General features: G+C 36.6%; 21 protein-coding genes and 1 pseudogene. 5 read left to right on the top strand and 17 right to left on the bottom strand.

Going from position 1 to position 21,814, the window contains the following annotated elements; all coding sequences use genetic code 11:
* Positions 1–92 precede the first annotated feature (92 nt).
* Both tsaD and DU508_RS10420 read left to right on the top strand, forming a co-directional pair.
* Positions 93–1,094: a tRNA (adenosine(37)-N6)-threonylcarbamoyltransferase complex transferase subunit TsaD gene (gene tsaD, locus DU508_RS10415; RefSeq protein ID WP_115402766.1), complete on the top strand. Its 1,002-nt coding sequence runs from the start codon at positions 93–95 to the stop codon at positions 1,092–1,094.
* A gap of 285 nt (positions 1,095–1,379) precedes the next feature.
* Positions 1,380–1,577 (top strand): hypothetical protein, encoded by a 198-nt coding sequence (locus tag DU508_RS10420; protein ID WP_115402767.1) that lies wholly within the window; start codon positions 1,380–1,382, stop codon positions 1,575–1,577.
* A gap of 78 nt (positions 1,578–1,655) precedes the next feature.
* Here the strand turns inward: DU508_RS10420 and recA are convergent, their stop codons facing one another.
* The 5 genes from recA to DU508_RS10445 all read right to left on the bottom strand — a co-directional run bounded on the left by recA (position 1,656) and on the right by DU508_RS10445 (position 6,151).
* On the bottom strand, positions 1,656–2,669 hold the full coding sequence (gene recA / locus DU508_RS10425; RefSeq protein ID WP_115402768.1) for a recombinase RecA: 1,014 nt from the start codon (positions 2,667–2,669) through the stop codon (positions 1,656–1,658).
* Positions 2,670–2,803: 134 nt separating this feature from the next.
* Positions 2,804–3,469: an endonuclease III gene (nth, locus tag DU508_RS10430; RefSeq protein ID WP_115402769.1), complete on the bottom strand. Its 666-nt coding sequence runs from the start codon at positions 3,467–3,469 to the stop codon at positions 2,804–2,806.
* 444 nt (positions 3,470–3,913) lie between these two features.
* Positions 3,914–5,101 (bottom strand): MFS transporter, encoded by a 1,188-nt coding sequence (locus DU508_RS10435; RefSeq protein WP_115402770.1) that lies wholly within the window; start codon positions 5,099–5,101, stop codon positions 3,914–3,916.
* A 182-nt stretch (positions 5,102–5,283) separates the two neighbouring features.
* On the bottom strand, positions 5,284–5,478 hold the full coding sequence (locus DU508_RS10440) for a hypothetical protein (RefSeq protein ID WP_115402771.1): 195 nt from the start codon (positions 5,476–5,478) through the stop codon (positions 5,284–5,286).
* 88 nt (positions 5,479–5,566) lie between these two features.
* Complete coding sequence (locus DU508_RS10445) at positions 5,567–6,151, bottom strand: RNA polymerase sigma factor (protein ID WP_115402772.1); 585 nt, start codon at positions 6,149–6,151, stop codon at positions 5,567–5,569.
* A 261-nt stretch (positions 6,152–6,412) separates the two neighbouring features.
* Between DU508_RS10445 and uvrA the strand changes: the two genes are divergently transcribed.
* On the top strand, positions 6,413–9,226 hold the full coding sequence (gene uvrA, locus DU508_RS10450; protein ID WP_115402773.1) for an excinuclease ABC subunit UvrA: 2,814 nt from the start codon (positions 6,413–6,415) through the stop codon (positions 9,224–9,226).
* Between the two features lie 8 nt (positions 9,227–9,234).
* Complete coding sequence (locus DU508_RS10455; protein ID WP_115402774.1) at positions 9,235–9,888, top strand: LysE family transporter; 654 nt, start codon at positions 9,235–9,237, stop codon at positions 9,886–9,888.
* 1,027 nt (positions 9,889–10,915) lie between these two features.
* Here DU508_RS10455 and DU508_RS24055 read toward each other — a convergent pair.
* The 12 genes and pseudogenes from DU508_RS24055 to DU508_RS10515 form a co-directional block, all read right to left on the bottom strand.
* Positions 10,916–11,532: pseudogene (locus tag DU508_RS24055) on the bottom strand (PDDEXK nuclease domain-containing protein).
* Positions 11,529–11,930 carry a DUF1016 N-terminal domain-containing protein gene (locus DU508_RS24060; RefSeq protein WP_233509491.1) on the bottom strand — a complete coding sequence of 134 codons (402 nt, stop codon included), beginning with the start codon at positions 11,928–11,930 and terminating at the stop codon, positions 11,529–11,531. Before DU508_RS24060 ends, DU508_RS24055 begins: the two are co-directional and overlap by 4 nt.
* A 47-nt stretch (positions 11,931–11,977) precedes the next feature.
* On the bottom strand, positions 11,978–13,015 hold the full coding sequence (locus tag DU508_RS10465) for a DUF2157 domain-containing protein (RefSeq protein ID WP_115402775.1): 1,038 nt from the start codon (positions 13,013–13,015) through the stop codon (positions 11,978–11,980).
* Positions 13,016–13,187: 172 nt separating this feature from the next.
* Positions 13,188–15,401 (bottom strand): cation:proton antiporter domain-containing protein, encoded by a 2,214-nt coding sequence (locus tag DU508_RS10470; protein WP_115402776.1) that lies wholly within the window; start codon positions 15,399–15,401, stop codon positions 13,188–13,190.
* A 496-nt stretch (positions 15,402–15,897) separates the two neighbouring features.
* Positions 15,898–16,926, bottom strand: coding sequence for a bifunctional riboflavin kinase/FAD synthetase (locus DU508_RS10480; RefSeq protein ID WP_115402778.1), 1,029 nt, complete (start codon positions 16,924–16,926; stop codon positions 15,898–15,900).
* Positions 16,927–16,938: 12 nt separating this feature from the next.
* Positions 16,939–17,799, bottom strand: coding sequence for a YitT family protein (locus tag DU508_RS10485; protein WP_115402779.1), 861 nt, complete (start codon positions 17,797–17,799; stop codon positions 16,939–16,941).
* Complete coding sequence (truB, locus tag DU508_RS10490; RefSeq protein ID WP_115402780.1) at positions 17,796–18,524, bottom strand: tRNA pseudouridine(55) synthase TruB; 729 nt, start codon at positions 18,522–18,524, stop codon at positions 17,796–17,798. Before truB ends, DU508_RS10485 begins: the two co-directional genes overlap by 4 nt.
* Before the next feature lie 27 nt (positions 18,525–18,551).
* Positions 18,552–19,346: an undecaprenyl-diphosphate phosphatase gene (locus DU508_RS10495; protein WP_115402781.1), complete on the bottom strand. Its 795-nt coding sequence runs from the start codon at positions 19,344–19,346 to the stop codon at positions 18,552–18,554.
* A 15-nt stretch (positions 19,347–19,361) separates the two neighbouring features.
* Complete coding sequence (locus DU508_RS10500) at positions 19,362–19,748, bottom strand: type II toxin-antitoxin system VapC family toxin (protein ID WP_115402782.1); 387 nt, start codon at positions 19,746–19,748, stop codon at positions 19,362–19,364.
* Positions 19,748–19,951, bottom strand: coding sequence for a type II toxin-antitoxin system VapB family antitoxin (gene vapB, locus DU508_RS10505; protein WP_115402783.1), 204 nt, complete (start codon positions 19,949–19,951; stop codon positions 19,748–19,750). Before vapB ends, DU508_RS10500 begins: the two co-directional genes overlap by 1 nt.
* Positions 19,952–19,989: 38 nt before the next feature.
* Positions 19,990–20,217: a DUF3098 domain-containing protein gene (locus DU508_RS10510; RefSeq protein ID WP_115402784.1), complete on the bottom strand. Its 228-nt coding sequence runs from the start codon at positions 20,215–20,217 to the stop codon at positions 19,990–19,992.
* Positions 20,217–21,095 carry a cell division protein FtsX gene (locus DU508_RS10515; protein WP_115402785.1) on the bottom strand — a complete coding sequence of 293 codons (879 nt, stop codon included), beginning with the start codon at positions 21,093–21,095 and terminating at the stop codon, positions 20,217–20,219. Before DU508_RS10515 ends, DU508_RS10510 begins: the two co-directional genes overlap by 1 nt.
* Positions 21,096–21,282: 187 nt before the next feature.
* Between DU508_RS10515 and DU508_RS10520 the strand changes: the two genes are divergently transcribed.
* Entirely contained in the window at positions 21,283–21,705 is a 423-nt protein-coding gene (locus DU508_RS10520) for a hypothetical protein (protein WP_147273613.1), read from the top strand.
* Positions 21,706–21,814: the final 109 nt, after the last annotated feature.

Consider the following 21,814-nt stretch of genomic DNA (forward strand, 5'->3'; position numbering starts at 1 on the left):
ATAAGCGCAAGCAGCAAGATTATTGATGCAATTACCCAAAGGAGTATTTTAAATAGTTTTTTAATAATTTTGCAGCTTAAAAATTAAATAATTTGTCTGTTATACTTGCTATCGAGTCCTCTTGCGATGATACTTCAGTCGCCATATGTAACAACGGCAAAATTACGGCCAATGTTATTGCAAACCAAACAATTCATGAAAATTATGGTGGCGTAATTCCTGAACTGGCATCTAGAGTACATCAACAAAATATTGTGCCTGCCGTTGAGCAGGCTTTAAAAAATGCAGAGATTACAAAACAGGACATCAATGCCGTTGCTTTTACACAAGGTCCAGGTCTTTTAGGCTCATTATTAGTAGGTGTTTCCTTTGCGAAATCATTCGCATTGGCATTAAATATACCGCTAATTTCTGTCAATCACATGCATGCACATATATTAGCACATTTTATTGATGAGCCTAAGCCGCGTTTTCCATTTTTGTGTCTGACAGTTTCGGGTGGGCACACGCAAATCGTACTGGTAAAAGATTATTTTGATATGGAAATTGTTGGCGAAACCCTTGATGATGCAGCTGGTGAGGCATTTGATAAAACGGCTAAGATTTTGCAACTCCCTTATCCGGGCGGTCCGCTAATTGACCGCCATGCAAAAAACGGAAATCCTAATTCCTATAAATTTGCAGAACCACAAATTGCTGACCTTAATTTTAGCTTCAGTGGGTTTAAAACTTCTATTCTATATTTTATCAGAAAACAGGAAAAGGAAAATCCTGATTTTATTTCAGAAAATTTAGATGATATTTGTGCTTCTGTTCAACACAGCATTGTTCAGATTTTGTTGAATAAACTTAAGAAAGCGGCTAAACAATTCAATATAAAAGAAATCGCAATTGCAGGAGGAGTATCAGCCAATTCTGGTTTGAGAAACGGTTTGCAACAAACTGCTGATGAATTAGGATGGAATGTTTACATTCCGGCATTTCAATATTGTACAGATAATGCAGGAATGATCGCTATTGCTGGCTATCAGAAATTTTTGGTCAAAGATTTTGTGGGACAAGAGGTTTCGCCAATGGCCAGAATGGAATTTTAGAAAAGATGATCACGTAGATGTAGTGATTATTTATAGTAGAGTATTAACCTTAGTTCGGGTTATTATTGTGCAGGTTGCTTCGATGTTTCTCCCCGAAATGATGGGATAAAGAGACGTGGTTGCGAACTGAAGAAAGGTGGCTTTGTGTTACAAATCGAAGCAATTTGTCTTGCATAGAGTTATTTAATACCGGGTTTAGCTATTTACGGGATCATTTATCAATAAGAATTAAATAATAATTGTCCGTTATCATTAACTGAAAACGGCTAACTGAAAACTGAATTTATGACTGGAGCATCATTAATATTTTGGATTGTTTGTGCGGTACCGCTTATTGGCCTTTTATATTATTTAATTAGAAAAGATAAAAACAAACTGAATGGAAGTTGGGGCGTGATTATTTTAGGCGCTCTGGTAATTGCTGCACTTTTAGTGATTGTATATGTAACTAAAGATTTCAATGCGATTTTTAGTCAGGGCTAATCGCAACTGATTCAATTAAAAATGCCTTGCAGATTTTCATTTGCAAGGCATTTCTTTATGGAATAAATTTGAACTGAACTATTTTTCCGCTAAGTGCTCTCCGGTAACTTCAGCTTTAATTTTGGTTTCAAGTTCTTCTGCCAATTCAGGGTTATCACTTAAAAGTTGTTTAACAGCATCTCTACCTTGACCAAGTTTGGTATCTCCATATGAGAACCATGAACCGGCTTTTTTAATGATTCCAAAGTCAACACCTAAGTCGATAATCTCGCCGTTCTTTGAAATACCTTCCCCAAACATTACATCAAATTCTGCAATACGGAAAGGTGGCGCAACTTTGTTTTTAACGATTTTAACTTTTACACGATTTCCGGAAACTTCATCAGAATCTTTAATCTGAGAAATACGGCGAATATCTAAACGAACCGAGGCATAAAATTTCAATGCGTTACCACCGGTTGTCGTTTCAGGATTTCCGAACATAACGCCAATTTTATCACGCAATTGGTTGATAAAAATACAGCAACATCCGGTTTTAGAAATTGTTCCGGTTAATTTACGCAGCGCCTGACTCATCAAACGGGCATGCAACCCCATTTTACTATCGCCCATTTCACCTTCAATTTCACTTTTCGGCACCAATGCCGCAACAGAGTCAATTACAATGACATCGATAGCGCCGGAACGAATTAAGTTATCGGCAATTTCTAAGGCTTGTTCGCCATTATCTGGTTGTGAAATCAAAAGATTGTCGGTGTCAACGCCTAATTTTTTTGCGTAGAATTGATCGAAAGCATGCTCTGCATCTATAAATGCGGCAATGCCCCCTTTTTTCTGTGCCTCAGCAATAATATGGGTGGCTAGAGTAGTTTTACCAGAAGATTCGGGTCCATAAATTTCGATCACTCTTCCTTTCGGAATACCACCAATACCCAATGCAATATCTAAACTGATTGATCCCGTAGAGATAAAATCTATAGGTTCAATAGCGGTATCGCCAAGTTTCATAATCGTACCCTTGCCGTATGATTTTTCTAACTTATCTAATGTTAATTGTAATGCTTTTAATTTATCAGGATTTGCGCTTGCCATTTTTATTTAATTTGTTGCGGTAAATATAATTGAATTGTCGGCTAATATGCTTGTAATGTTTATAACTATTTACTAAAATATTTAGCTAAGTTAAAAGTTTTTTAGCTAATGTCAATAGTAATTTGTAAAATAATTTAAGCTTCTTTTTTTTCTCGTTCGTTCTTAGCGGTTAGTCGTTCAAAATACCTGCACATATAGGTGATTTCACAAACATCACATTTTGGGTTTCTGGCCAAACAAACATATCTTCCGTGCAGTATCAACCAGTGATGTGCAATATGAATGTCGTGCTCCGGCAAGTTTTTTACTAAATCTTTTTCTACAGCTAAAGGTGTTTTTCTATTAGTCAATCCTAAACGGTTGGCTACACGAAACACATGAGTGTCTACCGCCATTGCAGGGGCATTGTAAATCACCGAAGCAATAACGTTTGCAGTTTTACGACCAACGCCTGGCATTTTTTGCAGGTCATCAATATCTGAAGGAACAACATCATGAAACTCATTTAATAAAATATTCGCCATACCCACTAAATGTTTAGCTTTATTATTGGGGTAGCTAATGCTGCGGATATAATCGAAAACCACATCAGGCGTAGCTTCTGCCAATGCTTTGGCATTAGGAAAACGTTGAAAAAGTGCAGGTGTAACCATGTTAACCCTTTTATCGGTGCATTGGGCCGAAAGAATTACGGCAACCAAAAGCTGGTAAGGATTATTGTAATGTAATTCCGTTTCAGCATTGGGTTGTTTTGCTGAAAAGTGTTCTACAAAAAGTTTATAACGTTCTTTTTTAAGCATGGGCAAATATAACTAGATTATAACCTGCGATTTCAAATGTTATCAAAATTATTGATTCAATAATTTGTTTTATCGGTAGGGCCTTTAATCTTTCTGGCCAGGAAGATTAACTTTTTTATTCAATGATTAACAAAAGGTTCCTTTATCTGATCAAAAGCAATAAAATAGATAGTAAGGCATTTTAAGTCTTTTTATATACTATATTTCAGGTAGGCCGATTGAAGGCATCTTCTATACCTGTCAAATGTGAGTTTGCAGAAAATCAGGAGTTAATCCACATTTTAGCGCTAAAACGTGGACTATATGTGGACTCAATATGGATTTGAGGTTAATAAATCTGACTAAGGGAAGGATTTATAAGCTGTAATTAATGGCTTATAATGAATGTTGTACAAAAAATTTATACCCATCTTTTTTAAGTATGGTTTGCATTAGCAAATCCCTTTAATGTAGCACTGCATATTTTTCCTTCGCAGCCTGAATTTCTTTTGCTGCATTGCCCTTGATTAGCCAAATCGCGAAAAATGCACCAACCAAAGCCATGGCTGCCCCTACATATGCAGGAGAGGTATAGTCAAAGCCATAAACCAATGGAAGCCCACCAAAGAAAGCACCTAAGGCATTCCCGATGTTAAAACTTGCCTGGCTTGCGGATGCTGCCAGCATCTCTGAACCTTTTGCCGATTGAATCATTAACATCTGGATTGGAGCAGCCAACGAAAAAGAAACGGCGCCTGTTATAAAGGTCATGATCAGGGCCAGTGGCTGACTAAAAGAAACAAAATGGACAATAGTTAAGGTAACCACCATTGTTAGCAGTAGTGCAGCAGAAGCTTTTGCAGGAGAAAATTTATCAGCCAGCAATCCTCCGATGTAATTCCCTACCATCATTCCGAAACCGGCAAGCATCAAAATATACGTCACGGCATCTGAAGAAAAACCCGCTACTTCTGTCATTAATGGAGCGATATAACTATACCAGGTAAATAAACCACCAGTACCTATTGAGATCATAAAAATGATAATCCACGCATCTCTTTTTTTGAAGAAACTAAGCTCAGATTTCAGATCACGGTTTTTAGCTGCGGCTAAAGCTGGAAGCCAAAACTTTAAGCTTAACAGCGTAACAAGCCCTACAAATACCACTACCGCAAAAGATATTCGCCATGAAAAATGATGACCTATGAAAGTGCCCAGCGGAACACCCAGTATATTGGCAATGGTTAAACCCATAAACATTAAAGATACCGCCTGGGCTGCTTTGCCTTTCTCTGCAATGCGGCTGGCCACTACTGAACCTACACCGAAAAATGCACCATGGGGTAAACCAGAAAGTAATCTGGCTATAAATAAGGTATTGAAGGTAGGAGCGAAGGCAGAAAAAGCATTAAATGCTGTAAACATGACCATGAGTGCAATTAATATCTTTTTTGGTGGATATTTGCCCGCAATCATAATCAAAAGAGGTGCACCAATTACTACACCCAAAGCATAGGCTGAAATAAGATGCCCCGCTTGAGGGATGGTCACTGCTAAATCTTTTGCAATATCCGGAAGCAGGCCCATCATAACAAATTCTGTTATTCCAATGCCTAATCCGCCTAAAGTAAGTGGGAGTAAGTGCTTATTCATGGTATACTTAGTGTTAAAGTTACACTATGTAAAGATAAGACTTTAAAAACTTAGGAAGTGTAAAATTTAAGCCATTTAATTATAATGAATTGGGGAAGAAAACTACCAATGGCATTGTACCATTAATAGTTTTCCATAAAAAAAGCTGCCTCATTGAGGCAGCCTTTTGGCTCGTGTAAAATTTACTTTGATCTGCTGTACGCTAAAATCTTGTTGATGGTTTCATCTTGTGGATTTTTAGCGAGTCCATCAAGCTTACTTTTGATTTGTTCATAAAATAAGCTGATCTCTGTGTCAGATTCAATATCAGTTTTAGGCTGAAACATACTTTGGGTAGGTAAATTTACATTTGTTTTTGATGTAGAAGTTTTTGTCATAAGCAACTGGATGTGATAAGTTTTATAAACTTAACGATAGTTCAGATGCTTTATTTCAGACGCTAAAACATTTTATGTAATTTTTTTATTACCCTTTGTAGGTCATCTCCTTTGTTTTAAGCATTTTGCGCAAATTGCTTAGTGCATAACGCATCCTTCCGAGCGCAGTATTAATGCTTACATCGGTTAAATCGGCTATTTCTTTAAAACTAAGGTCGGCATAGTGGCGCATTAAAAGCACTTCTTTTTGCTCATCAGGCAATAAATGAATCATTGCCTTTAAATCTTTATGAGTTTGTTCGCGAAGTATTTTTTCTTCTGCGCTTTCGTCATAAAAGTGTAGCATATTGAATACATCCATTCCATCAGAACTCGTAATTATTGGCGTTCTTTTTTCTTTTCTGAAATAATCAATAACTAAATTATGTGCAATACGCATTACCCAAGGTAAGAACTTGCCTTCCTCGTTATATCGCCCTGATCGCAATGTGTTAATTACTTTTATGAAAGCGTCTTGAAAAATATCTTCCGCCAGATATTGGTCTTTCACCAATAAGTAGATAGAAGTATAAATTTTACTTTTATGTCTTCTTAAAAGTTCCTGCAATCCATTCTCGTCCCCGGCAATGTATAACTTTACCAGGTCCTGATCATTATATGATTGTAAATTCATAGGTTTACCTACACTAAATCCCGTACTATTTGCTAAAAATTAATTTGTAGATGTTTTAATTTCTATAGCTTCTCTCCTATGTTTTTGAATGTTGTTAGTTTGGTTCTGAGCTTGTTAATATTCAAAGAAAGTTATTTTTTTATCAAAAAACAAAAAATAAAATGTTAAAAAATAAATTAACCGTCTCAGTACCCTATTTTTGTATGTTTTTAAAAACCCAACGTTTCCTAAATGGGTTATGTTTTAAATCCTTAATAATACATGAGCAAAAAAGAAGCCGAAAAAGATCCGCATAGAAATATTATTATAAAAGGTGCTCGTGTGCACAATTTAAAAAATATAGATGTTGCTATTCCAAAGAATAAATTAGTCGTGGTAACGGGTATGTCGGGTTCGGGGAAATCTTCTCTGGCATTTGATACTTTATATGCCGAAGGACAACGCCGCTATGTAGAAAGTTTATCATCTTATGCCCGCCAGTTTATGGGTAGAATGAATAAACCTGATGTAGATTACATTAAGGGCATTGCACCTGCAATTGCCATCGAACAAAAAGTTATCACTTCAAACCCGCGTTCTACAGTTGGTACTTCTACTGAAATTTACGATTATTTAAAATTACTTTTCTCCAGAATAGGAAAAACGATTTCTCCGGTTTCGGGTAAGGAAGTTAAAAAGGACTCTGTGAGTTCGGTGGTAGATTATGTGAATGCAATGCCCGAAGATACTACAGTAACTATTTTCTGTCCGCTTTACCCGCATAATAATCGTACAATTAAAGAAGAATTAGCCATTTTGTTGCAAAAAGGATTTTTAAGGGTTCTGATTGAAAATAAAATTTTAAAAATTGAATCGGTTTTGGATGATGCTGATTTTAAAGATGCAGAACTGACAGACGATAAAACCGTTCAAATTCTGATTGATCGTATTGTAACCAATCATGAAGAGGAAACGTTAAGTCGGTTGGCAGATTCTGCCCAAACTGCATTTTTTGAAGGTAAAGGCGATTGCTATGTAGAAGCTGAAGGTAAAACCAGGCACTTTAGCGATCGTTTTGAACTGGACGGGATGAAGTTCGAAGAACCAACACCAAACTTTTTCTCTTTTAACAACCCTTATGGAGCCTGTAAGCGATGCGAAGGTTATGGGAATGTGATTGGTATTGATGAAGATTTGGTTATCCCTGATAAAAGCAAAAGTGTTTACGATAATGCCATTGCACCCTGGAGAGGGGAGAAGATGAGTGTTTGGTTGCAAAATTTCATTAAGGCCTCTTCTAAATTCGATTTCCCGATTCATCGCCCTTATAGCCAGCTATCAGAAAAAGAACAGCAATTACTTTGGACTGGCAACCAGTATTTCTCCGGTCTGGATGCTTTCTTTAAAGAGTTGGAAGAGCAAACCTATAAAATTCAATATCGGGTAATGTTGTCCCGTTATCGCGGAAAAACCACCTGCCCTGAGTGTAAAGGATCACGTTTACGTAAAGATGCATCATATGTTAAAATTGCTGAGAAATCGATTATCGATGTGGTGTTAATGCCATTATCAAAAGCACTCGTCTTCTTTAATGAGTTGAAATTAAATGCTACTGATGCTAAAGTGGCCAAGCGTTTACTGGCAGAGATTGATAACCGTTTTCTCTATTTAAATAATGTTGGTTTAGGTTATCTGACTTTAAACCGGCTATCAAATACTTTATCAGGCGGTGAATCACAAAGAATTAATTTAGCTACCTCGTTAGGAAGTAGCCTGGTGGGGTCTATTTATGTATTGGATGAACCTAGTATTGGTTTGCATCCCCGTGATACCAACAAGTTGATTGAAGTTTTAATTTCATTAAGAAATGTGGGTAATACGGTGTTGGTGGTAGAGCATGAAGAAGAAATGATGCGTGCTGCCGATCATATTATTGATATTGGCCCCGAAGCAGGAACGCATGGTGGAAACCTGGTTTTCAGTGGTAATTATGAGGAAATTCTGAAAGATAAGAAGAGTTTAACCGGCCGTTATCTTTCGGGAGAAGAAAAAATTGCCATTCCTGAGCAGCGCCGAAAATGGAAAGATCACATTTTAATTAAAGGTGCCCGTGAAAATAACCTCAAAAATGTTGACGTTAAATTTCCGCTAGGTGTGTTCACGGCAGTAAGTGGCGTTTCAGGTTCAGGAAAAACCAGTTTGGTTAAAAAGATTTTGTACCCTGCATTACAAAAAGCGATTGGAAACTATGCCGGCGAACAAACCGGTGCATACGATGGTATCTTCGGAAACTATGATTTGATCAGCGCTGTAGAAATGGTAGATCAAAACCCGATAGGTCGTTCAAGTCGCTCCAATCCGGTAACTTATGTAAAAGCCTGGGATGATATCCGTGCGCTGTTTTCTGGCCTGGCTTCGGCTAAGGCCGCAGGATTAAAACCGGCAGCATTTTCTTTTAACGTAGAAGGTGGTCGTTGCGATGTTTGCCAGGGTGAGGGAGAAGTTAAAATTGAGATGCAATTCATGGCAGATATTTATCTTCCTTGCGAAGCTTGCGGTGGTAAGCGCTTTAAGCAGCAGGTTTTAGATGTGACCTATAAAGAAAAGAATGTTTCTGAAATTTTAGATATGACCATTGATGAAGCTGTCGGTTTCTTTAAAGATGAGCCAAAAATTCTTAACAAATTAAATCCATTAGTTGATGTAGGTTTAGGTTATGTGCATTTAGGACAATCATCAAATACTTTATCGGGAGGAGAGGCTCAGCGTATAAAACTAGCTTCTTTCTTAATTAAAGGAAATAATGCCAGCAAAACTTTATTCATTTTCGATGAACCTACAACTGGTTTGCACTTTCACGATATCAAAAAATTATTAAAAGCACTTAATACATTAATTGAGCAGGGAAACACGATTTTGGTTATTGAACACAATATGGACATGATCAAATGCGCCGATTGGGTTATTGATATTGGTCCGGAAGGTGGTGATGGTGGCGGTCAGGTAGTTTTTGAAGGGGTGCCCGAAGATTTGGTAAAAGAGAAAAGTTCTTATACCGGAAAATATTTAGCATCGCATTTAAATTTAAATCCATAATTTCGGCAATGCTTTTTTTAACGTTTTTCATAGGCATTATACTCAACGCCATGGGGTATATACCTCCAGGCAATATTAATCTTACGGTGGCGCAGCTCGCGATCAATAAAGGGATGCGCCAGGTTTGGTATTTCATTTTGTCTTTTTCGTGTGTAGAAGTTTTTTTTACCTTCGGTATGATGCGTTTCGCCCGTTGGGCAATGAGCGATATCAATCCCAATGAGGCCGTAAGCGAAGTAAAATTAGGGACTTTGGTAGATTGCTTTATGATTCTCATGTTTATTACCATGGGAACAATCACCTGGGCAAACCGTAAAAAAGTACCTAAAACAAGTAATACGAAAGAAGATAAGCGTAGCGGAAGCGTGCTTTATGGATTGATATTAGGAGTGTTGAACCCTGTTCAAATCCCATTCTGGCTTTTTTTTGGTAATTATGTCATCTTACATGAGTGGATTGAAACGGATTATCTCTCCCTTGTTATTTTCAGTCTGGGCTCTGGGTTTGGCTCTGCGTTGGCTTTATACCTATATGCCCATTTCGCCACCTTTATTCAGGAAAAATTTGCTTTGAGCAGCTTAATTATCAATAAATCAATCGCAATATTTTTATATGTTTTAGCGGCTTATCTAATCATAAAACAATTGGTGATTTTATTGTAAAGTATAATTCAAAGCAAGCTATTTTGCTGCCGTAATCAATTGCAATATTTAGAAAGATTGCTTCACGCCAACGCAAAGCCTTTTCTTCAGTTCGCAATGACGAAAATCTCAAACTGTCGAAGTCACGCGCTGCTCGTGGCCTTTAAGACTTCGCTAGTTTCCTGACTCAAGAAGTTTAGAGCGCAACGTGATAGTGGGAAATTTCGTTAGTCTGTACCTTTAAAAAACTGTCGAAGTCACGCGCTGCTCCTGGCCTTTAAGACTTCGCAAGTTTCCTGACTCAAGAAGTTTAGAGCGCAACGTGATAGTGGGAAATTTCGTCAGTCTGTACCTTTAAAAAACTGTCGAAGTCACGCGCTGCTCCTGGCCTTTAAGACTTCGCAAGTTTCCTGACTTACGAAGTTTAGAGAGCAATGTGATAGTGGGAAACTTCGTCAGCCTGTTACCTTTAAAAACTGTCGAAGTCATGCGCTGCTCGTGGCCTTTAAGACTTCGCAAGTTTCCTGACTCACGAAGTTTAGAGCGCAATGTGATGGTGGGAAACTTCGTCAGCCTGTTACCTTTAAAAAACTGTCGAAGTCATGCGCTGCTCCTGGCCTTTAAGACTTCGCAAGTTTCCTGACTCACGAAGTTTAGAGAGCAATGTGATGGTGGGAAACTTCGTCAGTCTGTACCTTTAAAAAACTGTCGAAGTCATGCGCTGCTCCTGGCCTTTAAGACTTCGCTAGTTTCCTGACTCACGAAGTTTAGAGCGCAATGTGATGGCGGGAAACTTCGTCAGCCTGTTACCTTTAAAAAACTGTCGAAGTCATACGCTGCTCCTGGCCTTTAAGATTTCGCAAGTTTCCTGACTCAAGAAGTTTAGAGCGCAACGTGATGGTGGGAAACTTCGTCAGTCTGTTATTTCAAAAAACTGTCGAAGTCATGCGCTGCTCCTGGCCTTTAAGACTTCGCAAGTTTCCTGACTCACGAAGTTTAGGGCGCAATGTGATAGTGGGAAACTTCGTCAGTCTGTTATTTCAAATAACTAATTCTCAATGATTTTGATAAGATCTTTTTCACTTGGTAAGACCGTAAGGTATTTACTTGCAAAAATTTGTTCATTGTTTTGAGGTAACGTGTATTTTACCACAGATTCGCTTTTATCCTGACAGAGAATGATACCAATGGTTTTGTTCTCATCTTCTAACTTTACCTCTCTATCGAAATAATTTACATACATCTGCATTTGACCAATATCTTGATGTTTCAATTCACCAATCTTCAAATCGACCAATACAAAACACCTCAAAATGCGGTTATAGAAACTAAATCTATTTTGAAGTGTCGTTCTTCAAAGGTTATTCTTTTTTGGCGTGCTACAAAAGTAAAGCCATTGCCTAACTCTAATAAAAAATGCTCTAATTTATCTATTAGTTTTTGCTCTAAATCGCTTTCTGAATAAAAACTTTTTTCTGGTAAACCTAAAAATTCTAAAATGCAGGGGTCTTTTATTAAATCTTTATTCTTTTCAATTATCTGTCCCTTTTGTCCAAACGATAGAACTTCTTCCTTATCTCTGCTTACTACAAGGCGTGTATATAATGCAGAATCGTATTGACGTTGTAGTTCACGTAGGCTCCAATTATTTTTTATAGCCTCTATTTCGTAAAATTACGTTCATTTATATCAATTATCCTCATTAATTTAAGATAGTGTGACCATGTAAGTTTGAATTGTGCATACAGTGTCTGTTCTTTTACGAATTCGTCAGACACTGTCTGACGAATTGAATAAGTAAGGTAGAAAAACCTCATTTGTTTCAAATTCGTTTCAGAAAATCCTTTACCAAATTCAGTAACTAATCTTTTTGAAAGTTCTTTTAAAACTTGTTTACCATACTCTGATTTTTCTTTGCCCTTCTGTTCTTCTTCTACTATCATTTTGCCTATTTCAAAGTATGCCATCGCCATTGTATTGTTAATGGTTTGTGCTACACTCTGTTTGGCTTGGTTAAGCAAATCAATAACCTTGCTGTATAAATGTTGATTGTTAACTTCCATCTTAATACGGTCAAATTTCTTAATTAGATTGAGACTTCGTAAGTTATCTATCGCTTTAAAAACTCAACATTCCAGATCTTCTCTGCTTTTCTACCGATTAACCAGAACGATGCGGCCAATACCGAAAAAAATAATGCCTTATGCCAACTATCCCAAAAATACTCAAAGTAGCGGGTGTAAAGATTTATAAACAGAAAGGTAATGCCGAATTCTCTTGCGATATCATCATGATATTTTAATCCAAATAAAGTGCTGGCCACACAAATGGCGGCCGAAATTAATGCCCAATAAAACAAGCTTAACTGCCTGACCGAATACCATTCTTCCAAACTTGCGAAGTTACCAAAAACCGATAGGGCCCATAACGATACAAATAAATAAACCATTCCTGCAATGTAGGTTACCTGAAAAAAGTGCTGTGTTTTGGGTAAGGCTTTCATGATGAAAGATGCTGCGGTTAAAACTGCTCCAAAAACCACAAATCGTAATGGATAATTCATTCCCAGGAAATAATAATTCCAACGGCTAAGATATCCCGTTTCGGTTCCAAACCATGCCCCTAGTGAAATCAGTGCGAAAATCCATATTAATCTGGAGTTGAAGAGATAGCCCAAAGCACCATAAATAAAAACCGATATTAAGATTAAGATAGAAAAGTTTCCTGAACCATTATCCAATGCTTTTCCAAAATAAGCAATGGCATTTGCGGTAAGTAAAATGGCTGAAAATACGATAGCCTCGTTACTAAATTTCAGGTGGGCCATTTTTTTCTTCCTTCGAAAACCTAATAGATAAAGCCATGCTGCCAGGCCACCCGAAACAATGGCGATAACAATATTTGGGGTATCATAAACCCGTTTCAAATAATTAAGGATGGAATTGTCTATTATGAGAGAACCCAAAGCAATAAAACCACAAGCCAGTGCTACCCAAAAAGCATATTGGGCCAATCGTAGCCAATCGAAATTTTTTGCTTCATAGCTTTTGCGAAGTTTTATACCTGTTTCCTCGGTAATTAAACCATCACTTTGCCATTGCTCAATCACTTCATCCAGAAATTCACTCTTTTCTCTATCAACTTTCATAGGCCCAGGTTATACACGAAGATATGTTTTTTAGTCCGAAGTCAGGAGACCGAAGTGGGATGATAAACACCTCAAACAGAAGTTAAATCAATCTTTGCATAGAGATTAGTCTTCTTTAGTTGGTAGTTAATTTGTGCCAAGACTCCGAACTACTGACTAAAGACTCCCAACTTTAAATGACCTCCTTAATTTTTTTATTATTCCCCACAATCCAAATAACATCGCCTTTATCGAAAACAAAATCGGATGACGGATTTAAAATCCGATCAGAACCACGCTCAATCCCAACGATTAATGCTTGCGCCTTTTCCCTTATACCAGCATTCCGGATACTCAAACCATACACCGGCGATTCGGTATTAACCACCACTTTCTGCAAGGTCATTTCCTTATCCGGGAAACCTTTCTCCTGTTCTGTTTGCGGCGCATCTACTTCTAAAAGTGCTTTTACTGATGCAAGCTGATCATCGGCTCCAATTAAAAGTAATTTATCATTAGGGTAAAGCCGCTCATCTCTTCCAGGTGTTGGAATATTATTCCTTCCCCGTTCAATTAAGGCAATATTTACGCCATATTTTTCTCTGATCATCAATTCTGCCAGCGTTTTGCCCACAACATCAGATTCTGGTGAAACCTTAATCTCTGTTAAGTGGGTATCCCAGGGCAAAATATCCGGTTTTTGATTTTCCCTGGCATTCAGGTTCAACATGAAACGTTTTTCCAGTTTATTGTAAAATGCCTGAAGTTTACGGGAAAAAATAACCATAACCAGAACAATTAAGGTTAATGCTATTCCGGCAGCAATCCAGGTATCGAAAAACTCATACATCAAAAATCCTACGAAAAATATACCAAGTGCAATCCTGAAAATTTCAATTGCAATTAATGGGCCTCTGGTGTATTTTTTATTCAGCCACAAATGAGAATAAGCTGTTTTTTGTATTCTTCTGATGGATAATGCCCATAAAAATGGCGCCATTAAAATGAAGGAAACAATTAAGCTGATGATGGTGGAATTTATCCCGTTTACAACGTTTTTTGCAATAAACGGCTGTACGTAGCGTGAGGCTAGAAAGATCACTGCGATAATGATAACCGAATGGATGATCGTATTAAAAGCGTAACTACGTAACAAAATTTTCCAATCGCTTAAAGTTGTTATTCCTGCGGTACTTGAACTGTATCTCTCTATACCGCTTAACCATTTTTTAGGAAAAATTCTGGTTAGGAAATTATAGAAAGGTTCAGATAATTTAATTAAGTATGGCGTTGTAAAAGTAGTAATTGCTGATGCAGCAACTGCAATGGGATACAAGAAATCGCTGGTTACTTTAAGGGTTAAACCTAAAGTTGCGATAATGAAAGAAAACTCCCCGATCTGCGCCAGACTCATTCCTGCCTGTACCGAGGTTTTTAATGGCTGACCAGATAATAAGGCACCAAGCGATGTGCTGAGTAATTTGCCAATAATAGTTGCTAAAGTTACGATCACAATCGGCAAGCCATAATCCAGCAAGATTTTAGGGTCAATTAACATTCCCACGGAAACGAAGAATACCGCCGCAAATAAATCTTTTACTGATTTTGTTAAATGCTCAATTTTCTCTGCCTGAGTTGTTTCTGCCAGAATAGATCCCATGATAAAAGCGCCAAGGGCAGGAGAGAAGCCTACTTTAACGGCAAGTAAAACCATGATTAAACAAAGTGCTAATGAAACAACCAGCATGGTTTCATCATTCATCAATTTTCTGGTCGCTTTTAAGAAAGTTGGAATCAGAAATATTCCGCCCAGAAACCATAAGACGAGGAAAAACGCAAGTTTTAAAATAGAAATTAGCATTTCACTGCCAGCAAATTGTTGGCTTACTGCCAATGTTGATAGTAAAACAAGTAGTAAGATGGCTACCAGATCTTCAACAATCAGTACGCCAAACACTAGCCCTGCGAATTTTTTATGCTTAACCCCGAGTTCCTCAAAAGCCCTGATAATGATGGTAGTGGAAGAGACTGACAAAATACCTCCAAGAAATACGCTATCCATGGTTTTCCAACCCATTAGTTTTCCTGCGGCAAAACCAATCAAAAGCATGAAAACAACTTCAACAACGGCTGTAATTGAGGCTGATCCGCCAACTTTGACCAGCTTTTTGAAACTGAATTCTAACCCCAAACTGAATAAAAGAAATATTACACCGATTTCTCCCCAAATGTTTATGCTTTTGGTGTCTGTAACTGATGGAAAAAAATCTAAATGAGGGCCAACCATAAGGCCAGCCAGGATATAACCTAAAACTAAAGGTTGTTTTATTTTTTTAAATATAAGCGTGGTTATTCCTGCGGCGGCAAGAATTAATCCTAAATCGGCAATTAAATCTGGTAAATGCATCTATTAAAATGAGTAATGAAGTAAAATAATTTTTGAAGCATCATTCGTGCTCAATTAAGTGAATCCGCATCACTGCGGTTAAATCAAATTACTTACCAAAAAACATGTTTCGGGTAGAGCATTTTAAACAGGCACCAATAGTTATATTTTAATTTTTTGAAAATAACCTTAACAGCTATTTTTTTGTTTCCTAAAAATAGGAATACAAAGCAGTTAAGCAGAATAAAAGAGGTAGAAAATTTGGCGGTTGAATTATTGATGAAATCGTTTTGAAAACTTTCATGATCAAGGCCATATTCTTTGCAAATCTTATATTGCTTTTTGCTTGAAATAAAACTATTTTTTGAGGTTTTGTTTTGGGTATAGCTTTGCCTTTCCTGCGATGCAGCGCTCGCAAAACCAAAAGATGTGAAGAGGAAGAAAATTATGTAAAAAAGCCTCATTGCCGCTAATATAGCGAATTCAAGGCTTTTTTGAAAACAAATTTGCTTAATAACTATGATACTGATTCAAAGTAAGCCAAGGTAGCTTCTTTATCTTTTTGTAGTTGAATGGTTAAGGCCTCCAAACCTGTAAATTTAACATCGTGACGTAAAAATTTAAGGAAATTCATTTTAATGTCCTGCCCATAAATCTCCTCGTTAAAATCAAAAATATTAACTTCAATGTTTCTGGTCATTCCATTTATGGTTGGTCGCTGACCGATATAAGCCATGCCTTTAAAAGCCCGGAGCTGGAAGTCGGAAGCCGGAAGTTTTGAGGTAAAGCTGATAATACTGTCTGAAATTTTATCATCGGTCATCGGACTTATGACTTCTGACTTAAAATTCATTTCTACTGTAACCGCATAAATACCGTCACCTGGAATTAGTTTGTATGTTTCCTCTACAAAAATATTTGCTGTCGGAAAACCAATGGTTCTTCCAATTTTATCGCCTTTAATTACTCTTCCAAAAATTGAAAATGGATAACCAAGGTAATCGGCTGCCAAACTCACGTCACCTGCTAAAAGCGCCTGACGGATTTTGGTAGAGCTAACGGCTACATCGTGAATATCCTGTTCTGCAATTTCCTCCACAGTAAAGCCGAAATGTAAGCCCGCAGCTTTTAAATCTGCTAAATTTCCTGAACGATCTTTTCCAAAACGGTGGTCGTAACCAATAATAATGTGTTTGGTTCCAATATTATCTACCAAAGTATTTTTGATATAATCCTCCGGACTTTGATTGGAAAAATCTCTGGTAAAGGGTGTAATGATTAAATGATCAACACCTAAACGCTTCAATATTTCGGCTTTTTCATTAATGGTATTGATCATTTTTAACTCCTGGTTTTCCGGGTCAATAATCATCCGCGGGTGCGGGAAGAAAGTTAAAATCACACTTTCGCCATGAGCTGTTTTAGCCTTTTCTACCAATTGTTTGATTATTTTCTGGTGTCCGAAATGTACACCATCAAATGTACCAATCGTTACAATTGCGTTATTTAATTTTTTAAAATCAGAAAGATTATGATATATTTTCAAGGGATGGAAAAATTAATGTAAAGAATGGCGCTTAACTACACCACCTTTTAAATCGGCAATTTGTTGCTGTATCACGAAAGCGTCGTTATCAATCTGTCTTATTGCAGATTGTAATTTGCTCACTTCTAACTTGGTTACTACTGTAAAAATAATATCGAGATCATTTTTTTCACCATAACCACCTTCGCCTTTATAAATGGTAACACCACGTTTCATTTCATTGATGATAAAGCCTTTAATTTCTTCCTGGTGTTCGGAAATAATGGTAACTCCGGTATATTGTTCCAATCCGTTTACAATGAAATCAATGGTGCTGGATGCTGACAAGTAAGTTAGGATTGCATATAAAGCAGTTTCTATATTCAGGAAATGGGCTGCAAATGCAAATATGATGATGTTTAATATTAAAATGATATTGCCTACAGTGAGTACGCTGTTTTTACTGATATAAAGAGCTAAAACTTCCGTTCCATCGATAACACATCCTCCTCTCATGGCTAAACCAATGCCACCGCCAAGAAATAAGCCACCGAAAAATGCGATTAAGAGTTTATCGTGTGTGATGGGCTGAAAAGGAACAATTGTTAATGCTATGGCCAGCGTTGCAATGGCAATGGCCGTTTTAACGGCAAAACCTTTGCCTATTTGTTTGTAACCTAAAATTACGAAGGGAATGTTAATAATGGCTATTAAATAAGATAGATTCCATTTGGTTAACGTACTTACCAAAAGCGAAATCCCTGTAACGCCACCATCAATAAATTCATTGGGCATTAAAAAGCTTTTTAAACCAAAACAAGCCGAGGTAACACCAGCAATTATTAAGAAAAATTCTTTTACAAATCGAATGTTTCTGTTTCTGGTGCTGTTCATATCGGTTCAGTTTTAGCTTCTTCTTTCTTACTACGAATATAATTAACGAGTTCTAAAACCTCAAACGAATTGGAAAGCAAAAAGTTCCCGCTTCGGGTACGGGTAAGTTTTGAAAGATAGGCGCCATTATTAAGCTGTTTCCCAAAATCAGAAATCAGGGAGCGGATATAGGTTCCTTTGCTGCAAACAATCCTGAAATCAATTTCGGGTAAGGCAATTCGGGTAATTTCAAATTCTGGAACACTCACAAAACGTTTCCTCAATTCTACTTCCTCTCCTAATCTGGCTTTCACATATAAGCGCTCTCCATTAACTTTTACTGCCGAATGTGCTGGCGGATATTGTTCTATATCGCCAGTGAATGGTTTGCAGGCAGCATAAATCTCCTCCTCTGTAATTTTACTGAAGTCGAAAGTTTCATCAACTTCGGTTTCCATATCGAAAGATGGAGTAGTGGCACCCAGAATCATGGTGCCGGTATATTCTTTTTCTTCTGCCTGGAAAGTATCTATTTGTTTGGTTAATTTTCCGGTGCAAATAATTAATAAACCCGTTGCTAAAGGATCTAAAGTACCTGCGTGGCCAACCTTTAGTTTTAACGGTTTTAAAGAATTACGAATTTTGCCAACCACATCAAATGAAGTCCATTTGTATGGTTTATTAATCAACAGCAGTTCGCCTTCTGCAAAATTAAAATCTTTAAACTTTGAATTTTCTGTACTCACAAATCTTTTTTTGCGCAAAGATACAGATTAAATAATTTGTAAGTTGTGCCCTGTCAATAACATGATAATGATAATCAATCCGGCAACAATTCTATACCAGCCAAATATTTTGAAACCGTGTTTGTTTAAGTATCCGATAAAGCTTTTTATCGCTAATAAAGCAACAATGAAAGCTACCACGTTTCCAACGATTAAAATATTGGTTTGCTCGGATGTTATGATATTACCTTCTTTATAAAAATCGAAAAGTTTTTTTGCAGTTGCGGCAAACATGGTTGGTACAGCTAAAAAGAATGAAAATTCTGCGGCTACTTTTCTGCTCAACTTCTGGCTCATACCACCAACAATTGTTGCTCCTGAGCGTGATACCCCAGGAATCATGGCAATACACTGAAAAAAACCAATCTTTAAAGCCGTTAAATAAGTTACTTGTTCTTCTTCATCAATAGTTGGTCTGTTAAACCATTTGTCAACAAACAACAGGATCACACCACCTGCTAAGAGTGAAATGCCAACAGCCATAGGGTTTTCTAAAAGTTCATCGATCTTTTTGCTCAGCAAGAGTCCGAAAACCGCTGCCGGAATAAAGGCAACCAAAAGTTTAATGTAGAAATTTATGGATTTGAAAAATCTTTTGAAATACAATACCACAACCGAAAGGATTGCTCCCAATTGAATTGCAATGGTAAACAGCTTAACGAAAGGTTCGCTTGCGATGCCCATGAAAGATGATGCAATGATCATGTGACCTGTGCTCGATACAGGTAAAAACTCTGTTAGTCCTTCAACAATTGCAAGGATAATGGCTTCAAAAAAGTTCATGTGTTAGTAATGGGTTTATTCCCACATTAATTTTAAGTTATAATTTTTTAATTTTTTATCTCTTGATGGTAATACTAAATCTTCTGCAATGGCTCGTGATATGATAATTCTATCAAAAGGGTTGGTATTAATGAAAGTGAGATTTAATAAAGCAGAAAGGTGCGCTTCATTAATAGAGATGATTTCAATTTGATTTCTTTCAGCAAAACGAAATAGTTCATTGAAACCAATGTTTAATTCAGGTTTCCCTATTTGTTTTTTTATTGCTATTTCCCAAAGGAAAGCAATGTTTAAGAAACAAGGCTCATTAATATCAGAAAGTTTTTTTTTAACAGAAGCAGGTAATTGTTCATCTCCAGCGACAAACCATAAAAAAGCATGTGTATCCAATAAAAAAGCCATTAAATATAATCTGCAAACATTTCTAAAGGTTTATCAAAATCATCCGATAGTTTAATTTTGCCTTTAGCGTAACCAAATTCGCGTGATTTTAGTTTGGGCTTATTTTTATTTTTTGTTTTGAAGAATTCAACAAAATCTGCTACTTCTTGCCTAAGATTCATAGGAAGTGAATTTATCTCAATTTGCAAATTTGTTGTTGCCATATTCTAAAGTTAAAAAAAATGCTATAAGTATAGCAAAATTATTTTTTTAGGATGGCGTAAATTCCAAAGGCAAAACCAAAAAGAACCACAAGCGGTGCAAGTAAAGTTCTTCTAAAATCGTAAATGTCGCCGGTTGTGCCCATCATTAAAATAAAACCAACTGCTACAATAGCTATGCTGATTAATAACAACTGATAGTTTTTTTTGGTAAAAACCAATTCGCTTTTAACGTCCTTAACAATCGGACTTGTTTTTTTTTCTGCCATTATCTGTAAAGATGATAAGATTTTAAACGTAAATATCTGCTTACCGCAAACCAGGTACTAATGCCTGTAATAAAAATTCCTATAATGATTAAACCAACAAATACGAACCCAAATTCTTTGTAATTGTTCAGAATGATAATTTCAGGCACTTCTTTACGGGCATAAATTAATGTAGCAAGCAAAATGATAATTGCAATGAAAGCTGCAATTAAGCCATGCAATGCTGCAAATAATAAGAAAGGACGTCTGATAAAATTTTTCGTTGCACCAACTAACTGCATACTTTTAATTAAAAATCTTTGCGAGTAAATTGCTAAGCGTATCGTGTTGTTAATCAGTGCTATGGCAATTACAAGAAGTAGTGCAGCAAATGCCAGTATAATCAATCCGATGGTGTTAATGTTTTTATTTACCATATCAATTAACGAACTCTGGTAAACCACTTCTTTCACAACCGGGTTTTTGGAAATCGAAGCTTTTAATTCATCAATGCTTTTATTGTTTGCATATTCTGCTTTTAAATATACATCGAAGGTAGAAGTTAATGGATTATAGCCTAAGAAGTTGACAAAGTCTTCGCCCAAATCTTGTGTTAAGTTTCTTGCTGCAAGCTCTTTATTCACATATTGAGTTTGTTTTACAGCCGGATTTTGGTTCAACTCCTTTTGGAATGCCAGAACATCGGTTTCCTTAGCACCTTCATCAACTATGATATTCAAAACAATGTTTTCTTTAACGTAGTTTGACAGGTTTTTGGCGTGTACAAGTACCAACCCAAGTAGTCCTAACATCAATAAAACCAATGCAATACTAATAATAGTAGAAATATATACGGTTTTGGTTTTCTTAGATGCATCACTTACTTCGAATTCTTCCATGTAATTTGATTTTGTTTTTGCGAAAATATAAATTATACCTGATAAACACCAATATAATCATCATAAACGGCATTTCCAGAAAATTAGTTTCTAATCAATATTTTTAAATTAATATAGTTTCTTTAAAACTACGGTACGAAATTTGCTCAAACGGCGTTATTAAAAGAACCTAAAACAATTAATCACTATGAAAAGACAAATTACATTCCTAAGTCTGCTCGTTGTAGTCACGACAATGTTATTCTCCTGCAAAAAGGACGAAACATCTTTAAAAGCCCGTATGATGGGTAAATGGAACATCAGCAAAATAGAAGTGTCTGGTTATACAGTTGCAGATTTAGCCGGAGATCCCAAAAAAGTTAACGGCACCATAACCGGACTAAGTGGCGATTATATGGACTTTAAATCTAACAATGACGACCAGGTGGAATTGAATATAAAAGGAGACCGATCTATCGGCACTTACATCAGTACAGGAGAAGCATTTAATATGTCTTTTTCTGAAGGTGATTTTTATTGTACTGTGAACAGTTTGACAGAGAAACAATTTCAATTTACTGCTAAACTTGATAAAACCAACGTGGTTAAGGTTTATTATTTAACAAGATAAGATTCTAATCCCCCGATTATTTGCTTGCGCCATTGGTTTTTATATCAATGGCGCATTTTTTTATTACTTCATAACTTATTTAATGAGTGTTATTAACAAAAATTATGTT

This window comes from Pedobacter chinensis, from assembly GCF_003339865.1.
Lineage (GTDB): Bacteria > Bacteroidota > Bacteroidia > Sphingobacteriales > Sphingobacteriaceae > Pedobacter > Pedobacter chinensis.